At 62.7% G+C, this 21,455-nt stretch carries 16 protein-coding genes; 9 read left to right on the top strand and 7 right to left on the bottom strand.

The window, feature by feature from the left end; all coding sequences use genetic code 11:
- Positions 1–248 precede the first annotated feature (248 nt).
- The 7 genes from OXH74_RS16135 to OXH74_RS16105 all read left to right on the top strand — a co-directional run bounded on the left by OXH74_RS16135 (position 249) and on the right by OXH74_RS16105 (position 10,578).
- Positions 249–2,300 (top strand): multicopper oxidase family protein, encoded by a 2,052-nt coding sequence (locus OXH74_RS16135; protein WP_375737877.1) that lies wholly within the window; start codon positions 249–251, stop codon positions 2,298–2,300.
- 201 nt (positions 2,301–2,501) lie between these two features.
- Positions 2,502–3,272, top strand: coding sequence for an HpcH/HpaI aldolase/citrate lyase family protein (locus OXH74_RS16130; protein WP_375737876.1), 771 nt, complete (start codon positions 2,502–2,504; stop codon positions 3,270–3,272).
- Positions 3,273–3,538: 266 nt separating this feature from the next.
- Positions 3,539–4,738, top strand: coding sequence for an acetyl-CoA carboxylase biotin carboxylase subunit family protein (locus tag OXH74_RS16125; protein ID WP_375737875.1), 1,200 nt, complete (start codon positions 3,539–3,541; stop codon positions 4,736–4,738).
- Complete coding sequence (locus tag OXH74_RS16120; RefSeq protein WP_375737874.1) at positions 4,735–6,513, top strand: IucA/IucC family protein; 1,779 nt, start codon at positions 4,735–4,737, stop codon at positions 6,511–6,513. Before OXH74_RS16125 ends, OXH74_RS16120 begins: the two co-directional genes overlap by 4 nt.
- Positions 6,498–7,649, top strand: a complete 1,152-nt coding sequence (locus tag OXH74_RS16115) for an MFS transporter (RefSeq protein WP_375737873.1) — start codon at positions 6,498–6,500, stop codon at positions 7,647–7,649. The genes OXH74_RS16120 and OXH74_RS16115 overlap by 16 nt, the downstream gene beginning before the upstream one ends.
- On the top strand, positions 7,646–9,397 hold the full coding sequence (locus OXH74_RS16110; RefSeq protein ID WP_375737872.1) for an IucA/IucC family protein: 1,752 nt from the start codon (positions 7,646–7,648) through the stop codon (positions 9,395–9,397). The genes OXH74_RS16115 and OXH74_RS16110 overlap by 4 nt, the downstream gene beginning before the upstream one ends.
- On the top strand, positions 9,394–10,578 hold the full coding sequence (locus OXH74_RS16105; RefSeq protein WP_375737871.1) for a type III PLP-dependent enzyme: 1,185 nt from the start codon (positions 9,394–9,396) through the stop codon (positions 10,576–10,578). Before OXH74_RS16110 ends, OXH74_RS16105 begins: the two co-directional genes overlap by 4 nt.
- Before the next feature lie 77 nt (positions 10,579–10,655).
- Here OXH74_RS16105 and OXH74_RS16100 read toward each other — a convergent pair whose 3' ends face one another.
- The 7 genes from OXH74_RS16100 to OXH74_RS16070 all read right to left on the bottom strand — a co-directional run bounded on the left by OXH74_RS16100 (position 10,656) and on the right by OXH74_RS16070 (position 18,916).
- Positions 10,656–11,372 (bottom strand): ABC transporter ATP-binding protein, encoded by a 717-nt coding sequence (locus OXH74_RS16100; protein WP_375737870.1) that lies wholly within the window; start codon positions 11,370–11,372, stop codon positions 10,656–10,658.
- Positions 11,369–12,241: an ABC transporter ATP-binding protein gene (locus OXH74_RS16095; RefSeq protein WP_375737869.1), complete on the bottom strand. Its 873-nt coding sequence runs from the start codon at positions 12,239–12,241 to the stop codon at positions 11,369–11,371. Before OXH74_RS16095 ends, OXH74_RS16100 begins: the two co-directional genes overlap by 4 nt.
- A complete protein-coding gene (livM, locus tag OXH74_RS16090; RefSeq protein ID WP_215368394.1) occupies positions 12,238–13,518 on the bottom strand; it encodes a high-affinity branched-chain amino acid ABC transporter permease LivM in 1,281 nt (426 codons plus the stop codon). The genes OXH74_RS16095 and livM overlap by 4 nt, the downstream gene beginning before the upstream one ends.
- 1 nt (position 13,519) lies before the next feature.
- On the bottom strand, positions 13,520–14,431 hold the full coding sequence (locus tag OXH74_RS16085) for a branched-chain amino acid ABC transporter permease LivH (protein ID WP_375737868.1): 912 nt from the start codon (positions 14,429–14,431) through the stop codon (positions 13,520–13,522).
- A gap of 73 nt (positions 14,432–14,504) precedes the next feature.
- Complete coding sequence (locus OXH74_RS16080; protein ID WP_215368386.1) at positions 14,505–15,626, bottom strand: branched-chain amino acid ABC transporter substrate-binding protein; 1,122 nt, start codon at positions 15,624–15,626, stop codon at positions 14,505–14,507.
- Between the two features lie 167 nt (positions 15,627–15,793).
- Positions 15,794–17,080, bottom strand: a complete 1,287-nt coding sequence (locus tag OXH74_RS16075) for an NAD(P)/FAD-dependent oxidoreductase (protein WP_375741632.1) — start codon at positions 17,078–17,080, stop codon at positions 15,794–15,796.
- A 345-nt stretch (positions 17,081–17,425) separates the two neighbouring features.
- Complete coding sequence (locus OXH74_RS16070; RefSeq protein WP_375737867.1) at positions 17,426–18,916, bottom strand: aldehyde dehydrogenase family protein; 1,491 nt, start codon at positions 18,914–18,916, stop codon at positions 17,426–17,428.
- Between the two features lie 145 nt (positions 18,917–19,061).
- Here OXH74_RS16070 and OXH74_RS16065 point away from each other — a divergent pair, with 145 nt between their 5' ends.
- Together OXH74_RS16065 and OXH74_RS16060 are read left to right on the top strand one after the other, a co-directional pair.
- Complete coding sequence (locus OXH74_RS16065; protein WP_375737866.1) at positions 19,062–19,991, top strand: LysR family transcriptional regulator; 930 nt, start codon at positions 19,062–19,064, stop codon at positions 19,989–19,991.
- Between the two features lie 211 nt (positions 19,992–20,202).
- The gene (locus tag OXH74_RS16060) at positions 20,203–21,453 is read left to right on the top strand and encodes an aspartate aminotransferase family protein (RefSeq protein ID WP_375737865.1); all 1,251 of its coding nucleotides are present in this window, start codon (positions 20,203–20,205) and stop codon (positions 21,451–21,453) included.
- The last annotated feature ends 2 nt before the right edge of the window (positions 21,454–21,455 follow it).

Raw genomic sequence — 21,455 nt, 5'->3', positions numbered from 1 at the left:
AGGCGGTCTGGCAGGGTCGTGAGCCCCCTTCTGATCGCAAACCCTTAGCAGGATGAGCGTATTCCCTGGGGTATCCAGACCATCCATCCCACAATTGCGCGGGCTTATCGGGTAGCTGCTCTCCATGGCCCCTCTGGATTGATCTACATCAAATTTTGGGTCGCTGGCGCGGCGTGATAGTGCAGTCGCCCTTCCATTCGAGAGGGCCCCTATTTCCCTCCGATCCCTCAATTTGGGGAGGACAGAACATGATCTCAAGGCGTCGGGTTCTTCAATACAGCGCGCTTGCCGCAGGTGCGCTAATACTTCCCAGCCATCCCTTTCTGCGCCGTGCGCAGGCGGCCGCATTTTTCTCCAACGTCGGTTTGCTGAGCGACCCAGCGCTGCAACCCAAATTTGTCGAGTTGGCACCAAACGCGCTGGATCCAGCATTTCTGTTCAAGGATTTCAGTGTCGGTGGCCAGCCGGCCATGAACCCGAACTTCAACGTCCGGATCACTGAAACCGAGCAACAGACTGGCCTGATACAACCATCGACTCGCAAGAAGTTGTGGACGCGGGTCTGGGGCTACGGCTCAAGAACCGTGAGCTGGCCCGGCCAGACGATCCAGGTGGTCAACAGTTCGGCGGGGGGAGCGGAAGAGGCGCTGGTTCGCTGGAGCAACGAACTGCGCAGCAAGAGTCACCTGCTGCCCCTCGATACCAACGTGCACTGGTGCTACTCGCTGCACGGGGATAACTCGGCCAATGGTGTCGATTACCGGGCATTCAGCATCAAGAACAACGGCGTACCGATCAGTACCCACCTCCACGGCGCCAATAGTGATTTCCAGTTCGACGGCAACCCCGAGTTCTTCTACAGCCCCAGTGGCGAGGTAACCGGTCCGCAGTGGGACTTCGTCCCCGGTGGCTTCACCGACCACTTCCGCTACAACAACACCGTGCCGGCCTGCCAGCTCTGGTACCACGACCATGCCTTGGGCATTACCCGCCTCAATGTCTACGCGGGCCTTGCCGGCCAGTACATCATTCGCGACCAGTTCGATACCGGTTTGTCCAGCAACCCCCTGGGCCTTCCCGCCTATCCCTATGAACTGGCCTACCTCGTCCAGGACCGCATGTTCACCGAGAAAGGCGCGCTGTTCTATCCCGCCTTCCCGGGCGACCCGTTCTACGACGACTTCATCACTGGCGAAGGCGTCATCCTGCCACCCGAGCACTTCCCCAACGGCGGCCCCACCGCGCTCGCCGAGTTCTTCGGCGACCACATCGTGGTCAACGGCAAGATCTGGCCCAAGGCCAACGTAGAGCCGCGCCACTATCGCTTGCGCCTGGTGAATGGCTGCGACTCGCGGTTCATGGTGCTCCAGTTCGTAGCCGTCGCCGCCAACGTCACCGACCCCAATCATTCCAGTGCCGGCGCGCCATTGCCCTTCTGGGTGATCGGCAGCGACCAGGGCCTTGGCACACCACGCGAGACCGACACGCTGGTCTTCGAGCCCGGCGGCCGTTACGACCTCGTACTCGATTTCTCGCAGGTACCCTTCGGCAGCCGGGTGATCATGAAGAACCTGGGCGGGGATTCACCCTTCGGTGGGGCCTTCGGTGCCGACCTGGCCCCGGAAGATCTGTTCGATGACCGCCAGACCGACCGGGTCATGGCCTTCGACGTGGTCAAGCCCAAGTCCGGCGTGGCGGATAACTTCCAACCCCAGCTCCTGCCCGACTACGCAGGCGTATCCGGTAGCGCCACCGTTCGCAGGGTGGCGCTCTTCGAGGGCAATGACGGGTTCGGGCGACTGCAGCCGCTGCTGGGAACGGTCAAGTCCGGCAACCTCAACACCACGAACGTCGCCACCGCCTACGCATGGTTCCAACCAACAACCGAGTTACCGAGCCTGGACGGCACCGAGGTCTGGGAGATCTACAACTTCACCGCCGACGCCCACCCGGTCCATTTGCACCTCGTCAACTTCGAGATCCTGGATCGGCAAGTGTTCGAGTATCAGGTCACCGGCTCGCAGATGATTCCGCAGCACGACGGCATGATGGGTGAGGCACCGGAAATCTCCTTCATCAAGCACTTCTCCGCCGCGCCGGTCGGCCCGGAATACTTCCAGGCGGCGCCGAAGGACATGGTCACGGCCCTTCCCGGCAACCCCGAACCTGAGTCGGGCAACCCCACAGGCCAGGTGGTGCGGATCAAGGCGCGTTTCAACAAGCGAGGACAATATGTCTGGCACTGCCACATCCTCTCCCACGAAGACCACGAGATGATGCGGATACTGCAGGTGACCTAGGCGCCCGGCGCGCGCGCAGGCCGGCTCGACGCATCCTTGCGGCGAGCCGGATCTCACCTGTATCGCAGGAGAACCTCAACCTCCAGATCTGACGCCCGCTCAAGGACGGCCATTCCGAGACCAGCGTCCCAGAAAAATGCGTTTACATTTGATTGACAATCATTATCATTCGCTAACGATTTTTCTTACGGATAGAGGCGAATGATTCGGACATCACCTGTAATCGCCAGGCTTGATCAAGGTGAAAGTGCCTACGGCCTGCTCAACTCGGTTCCCTCCCCCCTGCTCTGCGAAATGATCGCCCTCGCGGGCTACCACTTCGTCATCCTCGACATGGAACACCTGCTGCGCTCCGGCGATGAGCTGATGCATTGCCTGCGCGCCTGCGAGTCGGCCGGCATCTCGCCCTGGCTGCGCGTGCCGGAAGTCGACACCAAACTGATCGGCCGGGCACTGGATGCCGGCGCCGAAGCCATCGTGCTGCCGCGCGTGGAAAGCGCCGAAGAGGTCGCCCGCGCCGTGGAAGCGGCGTTCTTCCCGCCACTGGGCCGGCGCGGCATCACCGGGGGCCGCGTGACCGGTTTCGGCCGCCTGCCCCTGCCGCAATACATCGAACTGGCAAACCGGGCCCGGCCCATCGTGCCAATGATCGAAAGCGCCGCCGGGCTTCGGGCCCTGCCCGAAATTCTCCGTTTGCCCGGCATCGGCATGGTCCTCGAGGGCGCCCTCGACCTCGCCCTGGACCTGCAACTGGGCCCCGACGCGACGCACCCCCGGGTCTGGGAAGCGCTCCAGGAAATGGCCTCGCACTGCACGGCCGCTGGAATTCCGTTCTGCGCCAATCCGCGTACCTCCGAGCAACACCAGCACTGGCAAGCCAGGGGCATCCGCAGCTATCTGGCCGGCGAAGACCGCGGCCTGCTGAACAGTGCCCTCAAAGCTCGCCTGGCCAGCCTGCAAATCGCCCATTGATGCTTTGAGGTATTCCGGATGAAAACAAAAAACAACCTGCTTGCCTTGCACCCCAGCCTCAACACTCCAAGCCTCTTCCTCGCTACCGTGGAAGGGGACCTCCCCCTCACACCCCATGCCCAACCAGGACGAAATGCCGGGTAAGGCCAGCAAGCCCCAAGTCCTCACCCAAGGCATCCACCACCGTTTCTGACCCGCGCTCACGCGCATTGATATCCAGGCGTCCGCTCCTCGCGGAGGGACGACTGCTGCCCAGGAGGCCCTACATGCAACGCCCACTCGTGATCCTCACCCACATCGCCCACCCCGCCATCACCGAGGGCTTTTTGCCCGCTGCGCGCAAGCGTGGACTGCCCGTGGTGCTGATCAGCGACCACGCCCAGCAGCACAGGCGCGAACTTGCCGCAGCCGGCCACCCCGCCGAGGGGCTGGAAATTCTCGAGTGCGATGTGTTCAACCCGCTCGCTGTGGTCGAGCTGATCAACGCCCATGGCCTGCGCCCAGCCGCCGTGTTCTCCAACAGCGACCACCTGCAGACCGCCACCGCCCTGGTGGCGGAAACCTTCGGTTGCCCCGGCAAGAACTGGCACCTGTGCTACGCCGCCAAGAACAAGGCCGCCATGCGCGAACGACTCCAATGCCTCGGCCTGCCCGGCCCCTGGTTCCACGTCCTCACCGCAGGCAGCGCAGTGCCTGCCGATGTGCCCTTCCCGCTGGTGGCCAAGCCCCGTGAAGGCGTAGCCAGCCTCGACGTGCGCCTGTGCCACAACGCCGGCGAACTGGCCACCTATTGCGCACAGTTCTGGCAGCACAACCCCGACCGCGCCCTGCTGCTGGAGGCCTATATGGAAGGCCCGCTGTTCACCCTCGAAACCCTCGGCGACGGCCAACGCCTGCAAGCCATCGGCGGCTTCGACGTGACCCTCTCGCCGCCGCCTCACTTCGTTGAGCTGGCCGCGCGCTGGAACGGCGCGCTTAGCCGCGCCCACCGTACTGCCGCGCTCGCCCAGGTGGCCGCCTTCGGCATCAACTTCGGCGTCTGCCACAGCGAGTTCATCCTCACCAAAGAAGGCCCGGTGCTGGTGGAAATCAACTACCGCAGCATCGGCGACGGTCGTGAATTTCTCCTCGACCGCCTGCTCCCGCAAGGCTGGTTCGACCGCATCCTCGCCCTGCATCTGGGCGAGCCGCTGGCCGATGCCGAAAGCGGCAAGGCCGAGGCCCTGGTGCATTATCTGGTCGCCGGCCAGCCCGGGCGTCTCGCACAGGCGACCGACAGTTTCCAGCACGAGCACGACGGTCACTGGAGCGACTACCGCGCCCTACGTCAGGTCGGTGACGACATCCAACTCAGCCACTCCAACAAGGACTATATCGGCGTCCTGCGCCTGATCGCCCCCGACGCCACCAGCCTGGACGCACAATTCGCCGCCACCCTCGTCGATCTGCGCTGGGTGCTGGCATGAACCGCGCCACCATGAGCGCCGACCAGGCGGCAATCGGCCAACGAATCATAGACTGCTGCCTGCGCGAAGACATTCGTGGCCTGCTCAGCCAGGGCCAGGTGTGCCGCCTGCCGGCTGAGCTGGCCGCGCACTGGCCAGATGCGCCCGCGCCGGATTGGCTGTGCATCACCCACCTTGGCAGCGGCGAGCTGTGGCTGCCCTTGCGCCGCGGTGGCCCGCTGCAAGCCTGGAGCGCGAGGGGCGATACCTGGCTCTGCTGCCAGCAGGGCGAAACACGCTTCGAACAGGGTTACCCACGCTGGCTCGAACACCTGAGCCACGGCCTGGACGCCGAGAGCCTGGCGCTCTTCACCCCCTATCGCGATGAGGCCAACTGCGCCGCGCAGCACCGCGGCCTCTGCCGCGAGGCCTACCAGGCCCAGGCGCGCCGCCTTGCCGGCGTCCTCGATGAACCGGCCTGGGGCCAGCGGCTACTCGGCATCGACCGCCTGGCAAGCTACCTCGACCATCCTTTCTACCCCACCGCCCGCGCCAAGAGCGGCTTCGACTCCGCCGCGCTGCAAGGCTACGCCCCGGAGTTCGCCCCGCGCTTCGCCCTCAACTGGCTGGCCGTGCCGCAAGGCAAACTCAGCCTCAGCAGCCCGCCGCCTGCCCACTGGCCGAGCTTCAGCGACGTCGGCCTGGACGAGCGGTTGGCCAGCAGCCACGCCTTGCTGCCGATCCACCCGCTGACTTGGCCGATGCTGGAGCAACATGGCCTGCCGGCGGGCGTCATCAAGGCCCCACGCAGCGCCTTGCTGGTGGAGCCGACGCTTTCCGTGCGCACGGTGATGTGCGTGGAGCAGCCGCATTGCCACATCAAACTGCCGCTACTGGTCAGCACCCTCGGCGCGCGTAACCTGCGGCTGATCAAGCCCAGCACCCTGTACGACGGCCATTGGTTCCAGACAACACTGCAAGCCCTGGCTGAGCGTGACCCGGCGCTGGGCCAGCGCTACCTGCACGTCGATGAACAGCATGGCGGGCATGCTGCCGAACTGCGGCACCTGGCCTACATCGTGCGCCGCTACCCGACTGAACTGACGGCCACCACCCTTGTGCCGGTGGCCGCCCTGGCCAGCCCGATGCCGGATGGCCGGCTGTTCCTCGAAGCGGTTGTCGAGCGGTTCCACGACGGCAATCTGCACGCCTGGCTGACCGACTACCTCGACCTGCTCCTGCATGTGCACCTGCGCCTGTGGCTGCGCTACGGCATCGCCCTGGAAGCCAACCAGCAGAACGCCGTGCTGATCCACCAGGCCGGCCAACCGCTACGCCTGTTGATGAAAGACAACGACGCCGCGCGCCTCTGGCCTGAACGCTTCGTCCACGCCTGCCCCGACCTCGCCGCCCGCCCTGACGAGCTGCGCGATGAGCGTATCCGCGTGGCCGGCTACCAGCCGCTGGCGGAGATGTTCTGCACCATCACCCTGCAACTGAACATCGTCGCCCCGCTGGAAGCCATCGCCGATGCCAGCCTCGCACCGCGCGAGACGCTCTACGCCACCCTGCGCCAGCGCCTATCTGGCTGCCTCGAACAGCTGGAGCGCGAAGGCCTGGACTGCTCCGAAGCCCGAAGCTTCCTGCTCGACAGTCCGACGCTGCCGGTGAAGTACCTGCTGAGTGCCGGCAGCCTGTTCAGCAAGGCGCAGTCCGGTGCCCAGGACATCAACAAGTTCTATGGCTACAGCGCAGCGAACTTCCTGCTGGAGGCACAACCATGCCGCAACGACTGATCGCCAGCGTCCTGCTCGGCCATTACCTCTCGGCCTTCACCGCCCTCGGCATTCCGCTATACCTGCCTCGCATCCTCGCCGACCTGGCGCCGGATGCGCCGGGCTGGAGCATCGGCGTGCTGTTCATCCTGCCGACCCTGTGCACTGCCCTGGCGGCGCCACTATGGGGCCACCTGGCAGACCGCCACGGCTGTCGCCTGTCATTGCTGCGCGCCCACGCCGGGCTCTGTGCCGGCTTCCTGCTGGCCGGCTTCAGCCCCAACCTGACGGTGTTCGTACTGGCACTGATGATCCAGGGCACTTTCGGTGGCGCCATGGCGGCTTCCAATGCCTACCTGGCCACCCAGCTCAAGGACGGCAGCCTCTCCCGCGCATTGAACTGGACGCAGTATTCGGCACGCCTGGCGATGATCAGCGGACCGATCCTGCTCGGCTTGCTCACCGCCAGCGGCATGGGGCTTGAGCTCTATCGCGTGCTGGCCTGGCTGCCGCTGCTGGCCTTCGTGCTGATCCTGCCGCTACCAGCCGACGCACCACGGCGCCAGGCCCGCACCAGCGACGGCGACGGCGACGAATGGCCCGACCAGCTGCCGAACGACCTGCCACGGCTGCTCGCCGTGCAGTTCCTCTTCAGCTTCGCCATGGTAGTGACCTTCCCCTACTTCGTGCCCTACGGCGAAGCCCTGGGCGTGGGTAACGACGCCCTCATCGGCCTGCTCTACAGCCTGCCGCACCTGGTCTACCTGGTGGCCCTGCCCTGGGCCCAGCGCCAGGCCGCCAACCTGCTGCTGCCTGGCCTTGGCCTGCTGGCCCTGACCAACGCCCTGCAGTTCTGGAGCGACCAGCCCGACTTGCTGTTCGCCCTGCGGCTGCTCAGCGGCACCGGCATGCTGCTCGGCTTCGTCGGCCTGCACCGCTGCCTCAGCCAGCGCAGCCGCAACGGCAGCGCTGGGCGCTTGTTCGGTTGGTACGACTCCAGCGGCAAGTGGGCCGGCGCCGCGGCTGGCGTCACGGCCGGGCTGGTCAGTCAGAGCTGCGGCATTGCTTCCCCCTTCCTGGTCGCCGGCCTGGTCGCCTTCGCGGCGCTAGTACTGGCGCGCCCCCTGCTCATCGCTCCACGGGAGATAACCGCATGACCCTCGAGATCAACCTGGCTTCCCTGCACGAACGCGCCCTCGACGGCGACGCCCAGCGCCACGCCATCGAATGCCTGATCAATTGCTACCTGCGCGAATACGCCTTGCCCCGAGGCGAGGCAAGCCTCGACGCCAAGGACCACGACCTGCCCATGAGCCTGCGCCAGCTCGCCGGCCAGCGGGTGTCCATCCGACTGCCGGGCGGACGCCTGGCCCTGCTGGCCGACCGCACCAGCGTGCTCGGCCGTTGCCGCTTCATCAGCACGCCTTACTTCAAGGGCAACGGCCACGGCTGGCGCTCTCTAGGTGCCCTGGAGCTGGCGCGCCTGATGCTCGCCCCGCTGACCAGTGCCGAGCGCCATGGCGAACTGGTACAACAGATCGACAACAGCCTGCAGATCACCCGCACCTTCCTCCGCCACGCCGTGCCCGCCAACCAGCAGCCGGATGACAGCCTGCTGCGCTCGGAGCAACATCAGGTCTGGGGCCATGCCCTGCACCCGACCCCCAAGAGCCGCGAAGGCGTTTCCATCGATGACCTGCTGGCCTGTTCGCCGGAGGTCGGTGCCTGCTTCGCCCTGCACTGGTTCCGCGTCAACCCGGCGCTGGTGCGCCACCTGGGCGAGGACCCTCGCGCCACCCTGCAGCAGCTCTGCGGTCGCGATGACCTCTACCCCTGCCACCCCTGGGAGGTGAAACGTATCCTCGCCGATCCGCTGGTGAAGCGTGCGCAGGCGCAAGGGCTGATGGAATACCTCGGCCCACAAGGTCTGACACTCTACCCCACGTCTTCGGTGCGCACGCTCTACCACCCGGACCTGGCCTACTTCCTCAAGTTTTCGGTGCATGTGCGACTGACCAATTGCGTGCGCAAGAACGCCTGGTACGAACTGGACAGCGCCGTGGCCCTCACCGGCCTGCTGGCTCCCGTCATGACCGAACTGGCCAGCGCCCAGCCGGGCTTCAAGTTGATGCCCGAGCCCGCCGCCAGTACCCTCGACCTCAGCGCGCTCGGCACGCTGGACGAGGCCCGCGAAGTTACCGAGTGCTTCGGCATCCTCTATCGCCAGAACCTCGACCCGGCCAGCCGTGCCGCACACAGCCCGCAAGTGGCCATGGCCCTGTTCACCTGGGACCTGCACGGCCACAGCGTGTGCCAGCAACGCGTGCGCCAGTGCGCCGAACGGCTCGGCCTGGCGCACGCCGATGCGGCCCTGCGCTGGCTCGACTGCTATGCCGGCCTGCTGCTTGGCGGCGTACTGCACTGTCTGTTCCGCCAGGGCGTGGTGCTCGAACCACACCTGCAGAACACCGTGCTCGGCTTTGACGACAGCGGCCTGCCCTGCCGCGTGTGGATCCGCGACCTGGAAGGCACCAAACTCGTTGCTGAGCACTGGCCACCGGCACGCCTCGGCCACCTCGACAAGCGCACCCGTGCCTCCCTCTACTACAGCCCCGACAAAGCCTGGAAACGGGTGGCCTACTGCACCCTGGTGAACAACCTGGGCGAGGCGATCTTCCACCTTGCCGATGGCAGCGCCGCGCTGGAAAAGCGTCTGTGGGCCCAGGTCGGCCAATTGCTGGAACTGCAGCGCGAGCTGCTCGGCGACCCCGTTGAGCTGCGCGAGTTCTGCGCTGGCGCCACCCTGCCCAGCAAAGAGAACTTCATGACCCGCCTCCTGCAACGCGCCGACCGCGAAGCCGGCTACACCGCCCTACCCAACCCCATCATCGGAGCACGCCCATGAGCCTGCCTGCGCGCATCACCCGCGCCATCGAAGACCTGCGCACCCAGCGACGCGACCCGCTGTGCGCCTACCTCTACGACCTGCCGGCGCTGGATCGGCACGTACGCGCCATGCGCGCCGCACTCCCAGCCAACTGCGAACTCTTCTACGCCACCAAAGCCAATCCGGAAGCGCCGATCCTGCGCACCCTGGCCCCATTGGTGGATGGCTTCGAGGCCGCGTCCGGTGGCGAACTGGCCTGGCTCTATGAACACTGTCCGAAGCACCCGCTGATTTTCGGCGGCCCCGGCAAACTCGACAGCGAACTGGAGGCCGCGCTGGACTGCCACGTCGATGCCTTCCACGTGGAAAGCGTGCACGAGCTGCGCCGCCTCGCCCGCCTCGCCTCCGCCCAGGGCCGCCGTGCACCGGTGCTGTTGCGGCTCAACCTCAAGCTTGCCGAAGCACCGGACAGCCGCCTGGTCATGGGCGGCAAACCTACGCCGTTCGGTCTCGACGAAGAGGCACTGGATGAAGCCCTCGCACTCCTGCGCCACGAACCCGCGCTGGAACTCAAGGGCCTGCACTTCCACCTGCTCTCCCACCAGTTCGACGTGGCCGCCCACCTGCAACTGATCCGCGCTTACTGCCGCACCTTCCGCCGCATCAGCCAGGAGCAGGGCCTGCAACTACCGCTGCTGAATGTCGGCGGCGGCATGGGTATCAACTATCAGGACCACTCGCAGTCGTTCGACTGGCCAGGCTTCTGCCAGGGACTGAAAGACCTGATTGCCGAAGAAGACATGGCCGGCACCCGCATCCGCTTCGAGATCGGTCGCTTCATCAGCGCTGCCTGCGGTTACTACGTGATGCAAGTGCTCGACATCAAACGCAATCACGGCCAGTACTTCGCCGTGGCCCGTGGCGGCACCCACCACCTCCGCACCCCCGCGGCGCAGGGCCACGACCACCCCTTCGTGGTGCTGCGTGGCAACCAGGAGCCGGACTTGCACGGCCAGCCCGTGACCCTCGTCGGTCAGCTATGCACCCCGAAAGACGTCCTGGCCCGCCAGCAACCCGTCGCGGCACTGGCCATCGGCGACCTGCTGGTATTCACCCTCGCCGGCGCCTACGCCTGGAACATCTCCCACCGCGACTTCCTGATGCACGAGCCGCCGCAAATGGTCTTCCTCGACCGCTGATGGCAGCGCCACTGCCCTCTCCCACTCGGGGAAGAGGGCAGTGGCGCACCCGAGAGTTGGGTGCCTGTTACAGGGAGTCAATGCCCGCCGAGGTACGCGGCTCGCACTTGAGGGTCCTCAAGCAGCTCCTGCCCGGTGCCCGTCATGCGAATCTCCCCCGTCACCATCACGTAAGAACGGTCGCTGAGCTTCAGCGCGTGGTTGGCGTTCTGCTCCACCAGAAAGATGGTCATGCCCTCGGACGCGAGATCGCGCAGGGTTTGGAAGATCTGCTTGACCACGATGGGGGCCAGGCCCAGGCTCGGCTCATCGAGCAGCAGGATCTTCGGTCGGCTCATCAGCGCCCGCGCAATGGCGAGCATCTGCTGCTCGCCACCGGACATGGTCATGGCATGCTGGTTACGCCGCTCCTTCAGCCGCGGGAACAACTGGAACATGCGCTCCATGTCCTTGTCCGCGTGCTCCATTCCCACGGGGATGGTGCCCATCAGGAGGTTTTCTTCGACGCTCATGTCCGGGAAGACACGGCGTCCTTCAGGCGATTGGGCGATGCCGTTGGAGGCGATGTAGTGGGGAGAACGCCGACTGATGTCTTCGCCCTCGTAGATGATCTGGCCGGAACTGACTCGCGGCTGGCCGAAGATCGACATCAGCAGCGTCGACTTGCCTGCACCGTTCGCGCCGATCAAGGAAACCGTCTCGCCAGCGTGAATCTTCAGCGAGACCTTTTTCAGGGCCTGGATTGGGCCGTAGAAGACGTCCACGTCCCGGAGTTCCAGAATGGGCGAACTCATGCCACCTCCTCCTCTTCCGCACCAAGATAGGCGGCAATGACCCGCTCGTTGTTCTGGATGTGTTCCGGCTTGCCCTCGGCAATGACATCGCCATGTTCAAGCACGATCACGTGGTCGGAAATGCTCATCACCATGCCCATGTCATGTTCGATCAGCAGGACCGTCACACCGTGTTTGTCTCGGAGCGTTCGGATGATGGAGGTCAGAGCGACCGTTTCTGCCGGGTTGAGGCCGGCAGCCGGCTCGTCGAGGCAGATCAGTTCAGGCCCCGTGCACATGGCGCGGGCGATTTCCAGACGGCGCTGCTGGCCGTAGGACAGTTCACCTGCGAGGCGATTGGCGCAGCTGGACAGGTCAACGACTTCCAGCCAGTAGAACGCCCGCTCGAGCAGCCGGGCTTCGACCCGCCGATACCCAGGCGTGTTGAAGACACCCGCCAACAGGTTCCGATTCGCCTGCATGTGTTGGGCAACCAGGAGATTTTCGAGGACTGTCATCTCCTTGAACAGGCGTATGTTCTGGAAGGTGCGCGCCAATCCGGCGCGGTTCACCAGATGGGTACCACCGAACATCTTGAACCAGAGGCGCGAGCCGAATTTTACCGGGTTGACGAAATCCCCCACTTGGAACGGTTCGCCAAGGACCTGGATGATGTTGGTCCGCTTGCTCCTGGTTTTCAGCTCGATGCGGCCACCAGAAGCGGTATAGAAACCGGTCAGGCAGTTGAACACCGTGGTCTTGCCTGCACCGTTGGGGCCGATCAACGCGGTGATCGACGAGCGCTTGACCTTCAGGTTGACATCCTTGAGCGCCTTGATGCCCCCAAAGTTCATCATCAAATGCTCTACACGCAGAATATCGTCACTCATTGCTCGAACCCCTTCGGTGCCGCCACACCCACGCGACTGACACGGATCAAACCCCTCGGTTTCCAGATCATCATCAGCACCATGAGTACGCCAAACAGCAGCACCCGATAGTCCGCGAAGTTACGCAGCAGCTCTGGCGCCACCGTCAGGACGAATGCTGCTATGACCACACCGATCGTTGAGCCCATGCCGCCCAGCACCACGATCGCCAGGATCAGTGCCGACTCGAAGAAGGTGAACGAGGTGGGGTTCACGAAGCCTTGGTAACTGGCGAAGAACACCCCGGCCAGCCCGGCAGTGGAGGCGCCGATCATGAAGGCTGAGAGCTTCACCAGGACGTGGTTGAGGCCCATCGCGCGGCAGGCGATTTCATCCTCCCGAAGCGCTTCCCAGGCACGACCAATCGGCATGCGCGTCAGTCGATGCTTGATCCGCAGCACCAGCAGCACCACCAGGAACAGCACTGCGTAGATGAACACGTACTTGAGGTTGGGGTTGTAGGCGAAGCCGAAGAACTCATGGATGGGAACCCCGCCCTCCTTCGCCCGCCGCCCGAACTCCAGACCCATGAAGGTCGGCGATGGCACGGACATGCCGTTGGGGCCACCGGTGAACTCAAGCCAGTTGTTCAGCACCAGCCGGATGATCTCGCCAAAGCCCAGGGTGACGATGGCCAGGTAGTCACCATGCATGCGCAGGACCGGGAATCCGAGAATCGCCCCTGCCAGTGCCGCGGCGATCGCCGCCAGCGGCAGCGCGGACCAAAAGCCGAGTCCGAGGTGATCGTAACCCAGCGCCAGGCCATAGGCGCCGATGGCATAGAACGCCACGTAGCCGAGGTCGAGCAGGCCGGCGAGCCCGACGACGATGTTCAGGCCAAGCCCCAGGAGGACATAGATCAGCCCGAGAATCACCACCGTGAGCAGGTATTTGCTGGCGACGAAGGGGAACAGCACGGCCAACACCACGATCAGCGCCATGATCCAACGCATGTTGGACTTATGGCCTGGCGGCAATACGTGGACGCCGCTTCCACTCAGTTCGAAGCGAGAATGGAAGGCTTTGCCTTGGGCTGTCTGCAAGAAGAGACTGATGACGAACCGGCCGATCGCGACAACGCCGATCATCCAGCCGACTCGGTCAAGATGCAGGTTGAAGCCGTAGCCATCCAGCACGACGCCAACGACAGGTCCGAAAACGATCAGCGCAAGCAGACCTGCAATGACCGCATCCAGAAGACTCTTTTTTATGTCGAGGGACCCCGATTGATTCGACATATCACACCTTTGCAACGTGCGGACGGCCGAGCAGGCCTTGGGGACGAAAGATCAGGATCAGCACCAGCAAGGAGAAGCTGAACACGTCCTTGTAGTCGGTGTTGATCACCCCCGAGAACTGCGCTTCGGCAACACCGAGGATCAGCCCACCGAGCATCGCTCCAGGCAGTGAGCCGATGCCGCCGAGCACCGCTGCGGTGAACGCCTTGACCCCGATGATGAAGCCGGCATAGAAGTCGAAGGTGCCGTAGTTCATGGTGATCAGCACGCCGGCCAGTGCGGCCATGGCGGCGCCGATGACGAACACGTAGGAAATCACCCGGTCGGTATTGATACCGAGGATCGAGGCCATCTTGCGATCCTGCTGGGTAGCGCGGCACATGCGGCCGAGCTTGGTGCGCTGGATCACGTAGGTGAGCAACGCCATTCCCAGGAGCGACGCAACCAGGATGAACACCTTGGTGTAGGTGAGTTGCACGAAGCCGTCACCGATGTGGAGCTTGAATGCCCCGTCGAGCAGCGTCGGGATCCCTTGTTGCCTGGCGCCCTGGCTGATCTGCACATAGTTCTGCAGGATCAGCGACATGCCGATCGCGGAGATCAGCGGCGCCAGACGCGTGGAGTTGCGCAGCGGTTTGTAGGCGATGCGCTCGATCACGAAGCCATACACGCCAGTCACCAGGATGGTGAACAGCAAGGTGCCGAGGATTATCAGCGGGAAGGACTCGAGGCCGAAGAAGGCCAACATGGCCATGGTGATGGCGGCCAGGTAGGCGGAGATCATGTACACCTCGCCATGGGCGAAGTTGATCATGCCGATAATGCCGTAAACCATGGTGTAGCCAATGGCAATCAGGCCATAGACCGAACCCAGGGTCAGACCATTGATCATTTGTTGAAGTAGAGCATCCACAGCGGCTCTCCCGTATCGAGGAATTACAGATACCCATGCCGACGGGCTCGGCATGGGTCACGGCAGAAGCAGGTCAGAGCTGTTGGTATTTGCCTTCGGCATCCCAGCGATACATCACGTAGGGAGATACCTTCAGGTCGCCCTTCTCGTCCCACTCCTTGGCACCCATGACGGTGCTGACCGAGTTGTTCTTCAGCCACTCGCCGGCCTTGGCGCTATCGGTTCCGCCGGTGGCCTGGAACGCTGCCGCAATCGCTTGCAGAGAGGCGTAGGAGAACAGGGTGAAGCCCTCGGGCTCGTAGCCATGCGCCCGGAAACGCTCGACCACGTCCTTACCTTCTGGCTGATTGCGGGGATCGGTCACGAAGGTCATCAGCACACCCTCGGTGTACTGCTTGCCGCCGGCAGTGGTGACCAGTTCATCGGTGACGATGCCGTCGTCAGACACGAACTTCGCGGTGAGTCCTTGCTCGCGCATTTGACGCACGAGTGGGCCTGCCTCCGAATGCAAGCCACCGAAATAGACAACATCGGCGCCTGCCGCACTGATCTTGGTCACCAGCGAGTTGAAATCCTTCTCACCGCGGGTCAGGCCTTCGTAGATCACCTCCTGCACGCCGCGCGCGTGAAGCTGGGCGCGCGTGGCATCGGCCACGCCCTGGCCGTAGGTGTCCTTGTCATGGATGATCGCGATCTTCTTCGCTTTCAGGTCATCGATGAGGTAGTTGCCAGCGACAACGCCTTGCTGGTCGTCACGACCGCACATGCGGAACACGCCCGAGAGGCCGCGCTCGGTCAGCTTCGGAGCGGTGGAGCCCGGGGTCATCGAAAGGATGCCCGCTTCTTCATAGACTTCGGTTGCCGGAATAGTCGATGACGAACAGAAATGGCCAATGACGGCGGCAACCTGTTCGGAATCGACCAGGCGGTTCGCCACTGCGATGGCCTGCTTCGGCTCACACGCATCATCGCCTTTGATCAGGACGATCTTTTCGCCATTGATGCCACCTTTGGCATTGATGTCTTCTGCAGCTTGAACCGCCCCTCTCCACAGCTGGTCGCCATAAGCCGCATTGGCTCCGGTATGGGGCCCGGCGACACCGATCTTGATGTCGGCATGCACGGCAAAAGAAAGACCCATTGCGGTGAACAGTGCTGCGAGGCGAGCGTGTTGCTTGAGGTTTTGCTTGTTCATTAGTGACCTCTTTTATTTTTCAACATCTATTGATAAGCGCATCCGAGATGCGCATCCAAGGCAGCGACAGCAATTGCAGTTACAACTTGCAAGGACTTATTTGGGTAAAACGAGTCCTCTCGCGGGGGTCATTAAAGCGCCCGCCAGATTTTTATAATGGGTTCAAGCTAAAGAATGACTCTCAAGCACTGACCTGCGTGGTAAAGAGAGAAGCCCGCCTCGTAGAAGCAGCTTCTGATTCCCGCGGTATGCAATGTCTTCATTTGCGTAAAGGGAATTGGCAGAGCGTCTGGCTCATCCTTCAGCAAGAACTCTGCAAAGGCTTTTCCAATTACGGTTCCGGTCGTATTGCCTCGACCGTTATATCCAGTAACGGCCACAATTCCTGGCGCAGGTTCGAAAATACGCATCAGATGATCAGGGGTGAAATCAATACAGCCTGTCCAATGCACTTCCCATTCGACTTTTCCCAACTCAGGGAAATAGTGGCTTTGAATACGGTCCGCCCAGCTGCGCACGAACCAGTCCGGTTTATTGCTGGCTTTGCCGAGACTACCGAGCAGGAGCCGCCCCTCTGCATCGCGGCGAATGCTGCTCAGGACGGTTCGGGTATCCCACGAGCCCTGGCCATGCGTGAGGATCTTGTCGGCCGCCGCACCGGCCAAGGGTATGGAGGCGACCTGGTAGTAGTAGCCACGGAAGTGGTTACGCCTGACCTCCGTCCACTCGCCCTCGGTGTAGGCACCAGTCGAAATGACCACCTTCTCGGCGGCAACGGCTCCGCGCTCGGTACGCACCACCCAGCTATCGGCTTGACGATTGAGCTCGGTCACCGGGGAATGCTGATAGATGGCCCCACCCAAACGAGTGACCGCCAGCGCCAACCCAACGGTGTAACCCATCGGGTTGATGGTCCCGGCGCGGCGATCGAGCAGCGCGCCGGTGATCTTGTCGGTCCCGCAATACTCTTCACAGACGGCGCCGGTGAGCAGTTCGACATCAGCTCCGCGTCGGCGCCACTGCTCCTCACGGGAGCGCAGGTCAGCGAGCCCGGCTTCGTTATGAGCCATGTGCAGGGTACCGTCATTGCGCGCCTGGCAATCGATGCCGTAGCGCTGGATGACTGCGAACACCTCTGCCGGCGCCTGCCCGAGCACATCATTCAGACGCTTGCCACGCCTCTCGCCCAGGGTCGCCTCGACGTCATCAGGCTTGATCCAGGTGCCCGCATTGACCAAGCCGACGTTACGCCCAGAGCCACCATGGCCGACCTGATGCGCTTCGAGCACACAGACCGTTCTCCCTTGCTCCAGGAGGTGGAGCGCAGCGGAAAGGCCGGTAATACCGCCACCGATGACACAGACATCGAACTTGACGTGACTGGCCAGGGCGCCGGACTTGATCTGCTTGTGTGTCACTTTCTCCCAGAGACACTCTTGATGAAAACTAGTCATGAAACCTGCCCCTTGAAACACCAGCGCTTGCCGGAACTGTAATTAGCGGTGTGTTCCTGGTTGTCAGGAAGTAAGGGTTCGCCCTTGTCACTTGCCTGGCATCCAAGTTCAAAATACTTTCGTACTCGTTTTGGCAGCTTGCTGATATTTCGTCACGGCGCATGGGGTGTCTCTTTATTCTTTTTCTCTACGCCCATCGCGTTTGATCTTCGGGCGCGACAATGTTTTGCGAACAACTACGGGGCGGCACAGGCAAGTCAGTTTTCGAATCCCGACGCCTCGAGGTTCGACACCAACAAAAAGCTCCATGTCGAGCACTGATGCTCGACATGGAGAAGCGCGTGGTTAGTCGAAAACGATGCCTTGCGCCAGCGGCAGCTCGCGGGAATAGTTGATCGTGTTGGTCTGACGGCGCATGTAGGCCTTCCAGGAGTCAGAGCCGGATTCGCGGCCACCGCCGGTTTCTTTCTCGCCACCGAAGGCGCCGCCGATCTCGGCACCGCTGGTACCGATGTTGACGTTGGCAATGCCACAATCGCTGCCGGAAGCGCTCTGGAAACGCTCCGCTTCACGAACATCGGTGGTGAAGATGCAGGACGACAGGCCTTGAGGAACCTCGTTGTTCAACTGCAACGCCTGCTCGAAGTCGTCGTAAGCGATGACGTAGAGAATCGGCGCGAAGGTCTCGTGACGCACGACCTCGGTCTGGCCCGGCATCTCGACGATTGCGGGCGAGACGTAGTAAGCATTCGGGTACTGATCCTGAAGTTGACGCTCGCCACCGAACACGACACCGCCCTCGTCACGAGCTTTTGCCAGCGCGCCTTGCATGGCCAGGAACGCTTGCTTGTCCATCAGCGGACCAACCAGGTTGTCCTTGCGCGGGTCGCCGATGCGGACCTTGGAATAGGCCGCTTTTACCCGAGCCACAACCTCATCTTTCACGGAACGATGCACGATCAGGCGACGCAGAGTGGTGCAGCGCTGGCCGGCAGTGCCAACGGCGCTGAACAGAATGCCGCGAACAGCCAGATCCAGATCGGCGCTGGGGGTCAGAATCATGGCGTTGTTGCCGCCCAACTCGAGGATGCTGCGACCGAAACGCGCCGCTACTCGAGGCCCGACTTCGCGCCCCATGCGGGTGCTGCCGGTGGCACTGATCAGCGGAACGCGGGGATCGTCGACCAGAACCTCACCCGCTTCGCGATTACCGATGAGCAGCTGGCTCAGGCCGTTCGGGGCCTCGCCGAATTGCTTCAGGGCAACCTCGAACAGAGCCTGGCATGCCAACGCAGTCAGAGGCGTCTTTTCAGACGGTTTCCAGATTACGGCGTTGCCGCAAACCAGTGCCAGCGAGGTGTTCCAGGCCCATACCGCTGCGGGGAAGTTGAACGCGCTGATCACCCCGACGACGCCCAGCGGATGCCAGGTCTCGCGCATGTGGTGGCCAGGACGCTCGGAGGCGATCGTCAGGCCGTAGAGCTGGCGGGAGAGGCCGACTGCGAAGTCGCAGATGTCGATCATTTCCTGCACTTCACCCAGACCTTCCTGAGTGATCTTGCCCGCCTCGATGGAGATCAATTCACCCAGCTGGGCCTTGTGCTTGCGCAGGACTTCGCCGTAGAGGCGAACCAGCTCACCACGACGAGGGGCGGGAACATCACGCCACGCCAGGTACGCCTTGTGGGCGATGTCGACCTTGTCGAGCACGGCAGCCGGACTCTCCAGAGTGACCGATGCGATCTGGCTTCCATCGATAGGGGTATGAACCGCATGGTTGCCCCCTTGGTATGCACTGGCACTTACACCAAGGCTTTTGAGCAGCTCGCCAACCATGTTTATCTCCTGAATCGGGTGAGTGGTTGAATTCATTGACGGGGGTCAGTATCAATCCGAATCCCCAAGGCCAACAAACGACCTTTACGCACCACATCATTCCCCCAGAGAATGATCTACCCAGAACTTTCCGTCCGAGATCACAATGTCCAAACGCTTGCTCCCCACAATGGCTGCCCTCCAATGCTTCGAATCCGCTGCCAGGCACATGAGCTTCACGCGTGCCGCGGAGGAGCTGCATCTGACGCAAAGTGCAGTGAGCAAGCAGGTTGCGCAGCTTGAGGAGATGCTTCAGCACCTGCTCTTCCATCGCGTACGTCGACGCCTGCAACTGACGCCGGCCGGCGAGCTTTACCTGGCCGAGGTCAACAAGATCCTGACGCAGGTGGATATCTCCAGTCGCTACATCCTGTCCTATGGCGGCGAGACGGAAGTGCTCAGGGTGGCCACCCAACCCACGTTCGGGGCCCGCTGGCTGATCCCGAACCTGAAGGGCTTTTCCAAGCGCTATCCCAATATCCACCTCGATATCAGAAACGAACTCGAGCCCTTCGACCTCGTGCAGGCCAAGGCAGACGTAGCCTTTTTCTACGGGCAGGGATCCTGGCCCGGAGCCGCGTGCATCGAGCTGTTCGGCGAAGATGTGGTGCCGGTATGCGCCCCCGAGATTCTGTCCAAGCGGCCATTTTCAAGCGCGGGCGAGTTGGCGGATCTTGTGCTGCTGCAGTGCACTTCGAGACCGGAGGCATGGCACGAGTGGTTCGAAGAGCAAGGAATCAACACCGAGCACAGTTACCACGGCCCACGATTCGATACGTTCTACATGTGCATCAGGGCTGCCCAGGCCGGCTGCGGCGTTGCCCTGGTGCCAAGATTCCTGGTCGAGGACGAGCTTGCAGAAGCCAAGCTTGTGATCCCGTGGAAACACCACAAGGCAAGCCAGGGCTCCCACTTCATCGCCTACGCGGAGCAGTCGATCGACATTCCAAAAGTGAGGAGTTTCGTGGACTGGATCCTGGAAAAAGCAAAAGGGGCAAACCAGCGTCCCGCCCAAGGTCCTGAATTTCAGGAATGACCGAGTAATTTTTTTTCGCTTGTGAGCCGTCGACATTCCTCGCTTTGATAGAGAGAAATCCCAGTTCAAAGAGGAACACTGCCATGCCATTCCGTGCCCTTGCCTTGACTGAAAGTCAGGCAGCAACATCATTCGCCCCCACGTTGTGCATGACTGGTGCAGCGTGCCGGCAAGCGCGGGTACCCAACATGGCGGGTAGGGCCGATTGCGCATGAACCAGTCGCATATCAGTTCCTCGCTCTCGATCGTGCACCCCATCACCCTGACCCGTGGGCAGAACGCGCAGGTCTGGGACGCGGACGGCAACCAGTACATCGACTTCGTCGGTGGCATCGGCGTCCTGAACCTGGGCCATTGCCACCCGGCCGTGGTCGCCGCCATTACCGAACAGGCGCAGAAGCTGACCCACTCAGCATTCAATGCCGTTCCCCATGACGGCTACCGCCACCTGATGAAGGCATTGGCAGATTTCATTCCGGTCAGCTACCCATTGGCGGGAATGCTGACCAACAGTGGCGCGGAGGCTGCCGAGAACGCCCTCAAGATCGTTCGCGCCGCCACCGGTCGCAGTGTCGTGGTCGCCTTTGATGGAGGCTTTCACGGCAGGACCCTGGCGACCCTCAACCTGAACGGCAAGGTTGCCCCCTACAAGCAGCAGGTCGGGGTGCTTCCCGGGCCGGTTTACCACGTTCCCTATCCGAGTCCGGACAATGGGGTGACGGCCGACGAAGCCTTCAAAGCGATCGAGCGCCTGTTCAGTGTCGAGGTCGACGTTAGCGAAGTAGCATGCTTCATCTTCGAGCCGGTGCAGGGCGAAGGTGGCTTCCTGGCCATGGATCCGAGCTTTGCTCAAGGACTGCGCAAATTCTGTGACGCCAATGGAATCTTCCTGATCGTGGACGAGATCCAGTCTGGTTTTGGGCGAACCGGGCAGCGATTCGCATTCCCTCGCCTGGGGATCGAGCCGGACCTGCTGCTGCTGGGCAAAAGTATCGCTGGGGGACTGCCACTCGGCGCGGTGGTGGGTCGCGAGGCGCTGGTCAACTCGCTGCCGAAAGGCGGGTTGGGCGGTACCTACTCGGGCAATCCGCTGGCTTGCGCGGCCGCCCTGGCCAGCCTGCGGGCCATGACAGACGCAAACCTGGCCTCCTGGGGCGAGGCTCAGGAGCAAGCGATTCTTCGTCGCTATGAAAGCTGGCGTAACAGGGCAATCTCCCCCTGCCTGGGCAGCCTCACCGGCACAGGCTGCATGCGTGGTATCGAACTGACGACACCCAATGGCGCTCCCGGAACCCAGCAACTGGCTACCCTTCTCGAAGCCGCCCGGAAGAAAGGCCTGCTGCTGATGCCAAGCGGCAAGAGCCGGCACATCGTTCGCCTCCTCGCGCCCCTCACCATCGAGCCCGAGCTCTTCGAAGAAGGCTTGGACATCATCGAAGAATGCCTGGCTGGTATCCGCTGAAA

The organism is Metapseudomonas boanensis (assembly GCF_042232855.1).
GTDB lineage: Bacteria > Pseudomonadota > Gammaproteobacteria > Pseudomonadales > Pseudomonadaceae > Metapseudomonas > Metapseudomonas boanensis.
Note: the sequence above shows the minus strand (reverse complement) of the source record. Positions and strands in the feature narration are given on the sequence as shown.

What these genes read in the sequence shown, in the direction of transcription:
- OXH74_RS16120 (WP_375737874.1), top strand. Translation starts at nt 4,735, where the DNA reads ATGAACCGCGCCACCATGAGCGCCGACCAGGCGGCAATCGGCCAACGA.
- OXH74_RS16130 (WP_375737876.1), top strand. Translation starts at nt 2,502, where the DNA reads ATGATTCGGACATCACCTGTAATCGCCAGGCTTGATCAAGGTGAAAGT.
- OXH74_RS16080 (WP_215368386.1), bottom strand. Translation starts at nt 15,626, where the DNA reads ATGAACAAGCAAAACCTCAAGCAACACGCTCGCCTCGCAGCACTGTTC.
- OXH74_RS16065 (WP_375737866.1), top strand. Translation starts at nt 19,062, where the DNA reads ATGTCCAAACGCTTGCTCCCCACAATGGCTGCCCTCCAATGCTTCGAA.
- OXH74_RS16070 (WP_375737867.1), bottom strand. Translation starts at nt 18,916, where the DNA reads ATGGTTGGCGAGCTGCTCAAAAGCCTTGGTGTAAGTGCCAGTGCATAC.
- OXH74_RS16125 (WP_375737875.1), top strand. Translation starts at nt 3,539, where the DNA reads ATGCAACGCCCACTCGTGATCCTCACCCACATCGCCCACCCCGCCATC.
- livM (WP_215368394.1), bottom strand. Translation starts at nt 13,518, where the DNA reads ATGTCGAATCAATCGGGGTCCCTCGACATAAAAAAGAGTCTTCTGGAT.
- OXH74_RS16100 (WP_375737870.1), bottom strand. Translation starts at nt 11,372, where the DNA reads ATGAGTTCGCCCATTCTGGAACTCCGGGACGTGGACGTCTTCTACGGC.
- OXH74_RS16060 (WP_375737865.1), top strand. Translation starts at nt 20,203, where the DNA reads ATGAACCAGTCGCATATCAGTTCCTCGCTCTCGATCGTGCACCCCATC.
- OXH74_RS16135 (WP_375737877.1), top strand. Translation starts at nt 249, where the DNA reads ATGATCTCAAGGCGTCGGGTTCTTCAATACAGCGCGCTTGCCGCAGGT.
- OXH74_RS16115 (WP_375737873.1), top strand. Translation starts at nt 6,498, where the DNA reads ATGCCGCAACGACTGATCGCCAGCGTCCTGCTCGGCCATTACCTCTCG.
- OXH74_RS16105 (WP_375737871.1), top strand. Translation starts at nt 9,394, where the DNA reads ATGAGCCTGCCTGCGCGCATCACCCGCGCCATCGAAGACCTGCGCACC.
- OXH74_RS16110 (WP_375737872.1), top strand. Translation starts at nt 7,646, where the DNA reads ATGACCCTCGAGATCAACCTGGCTTCCCTGCACGAACGCGCCCTCGAC.
- OXH74_RS16095 (WP_375737869.1), bottom strand. Translation starts at nt 12,241, where the DNA reads ATGAGTGACGATATTCTGCGTGTAGAGCATTTGATGATGAACTTTGGG.
- OXH74_RS16075 (WP_375741632.1), bottom strand. Translation starts at nt 17,080, where the DNA reads ATGACTAGTTTTCATCAAGAGTGTCTCTGGGAGAAAGTGACACACAAG.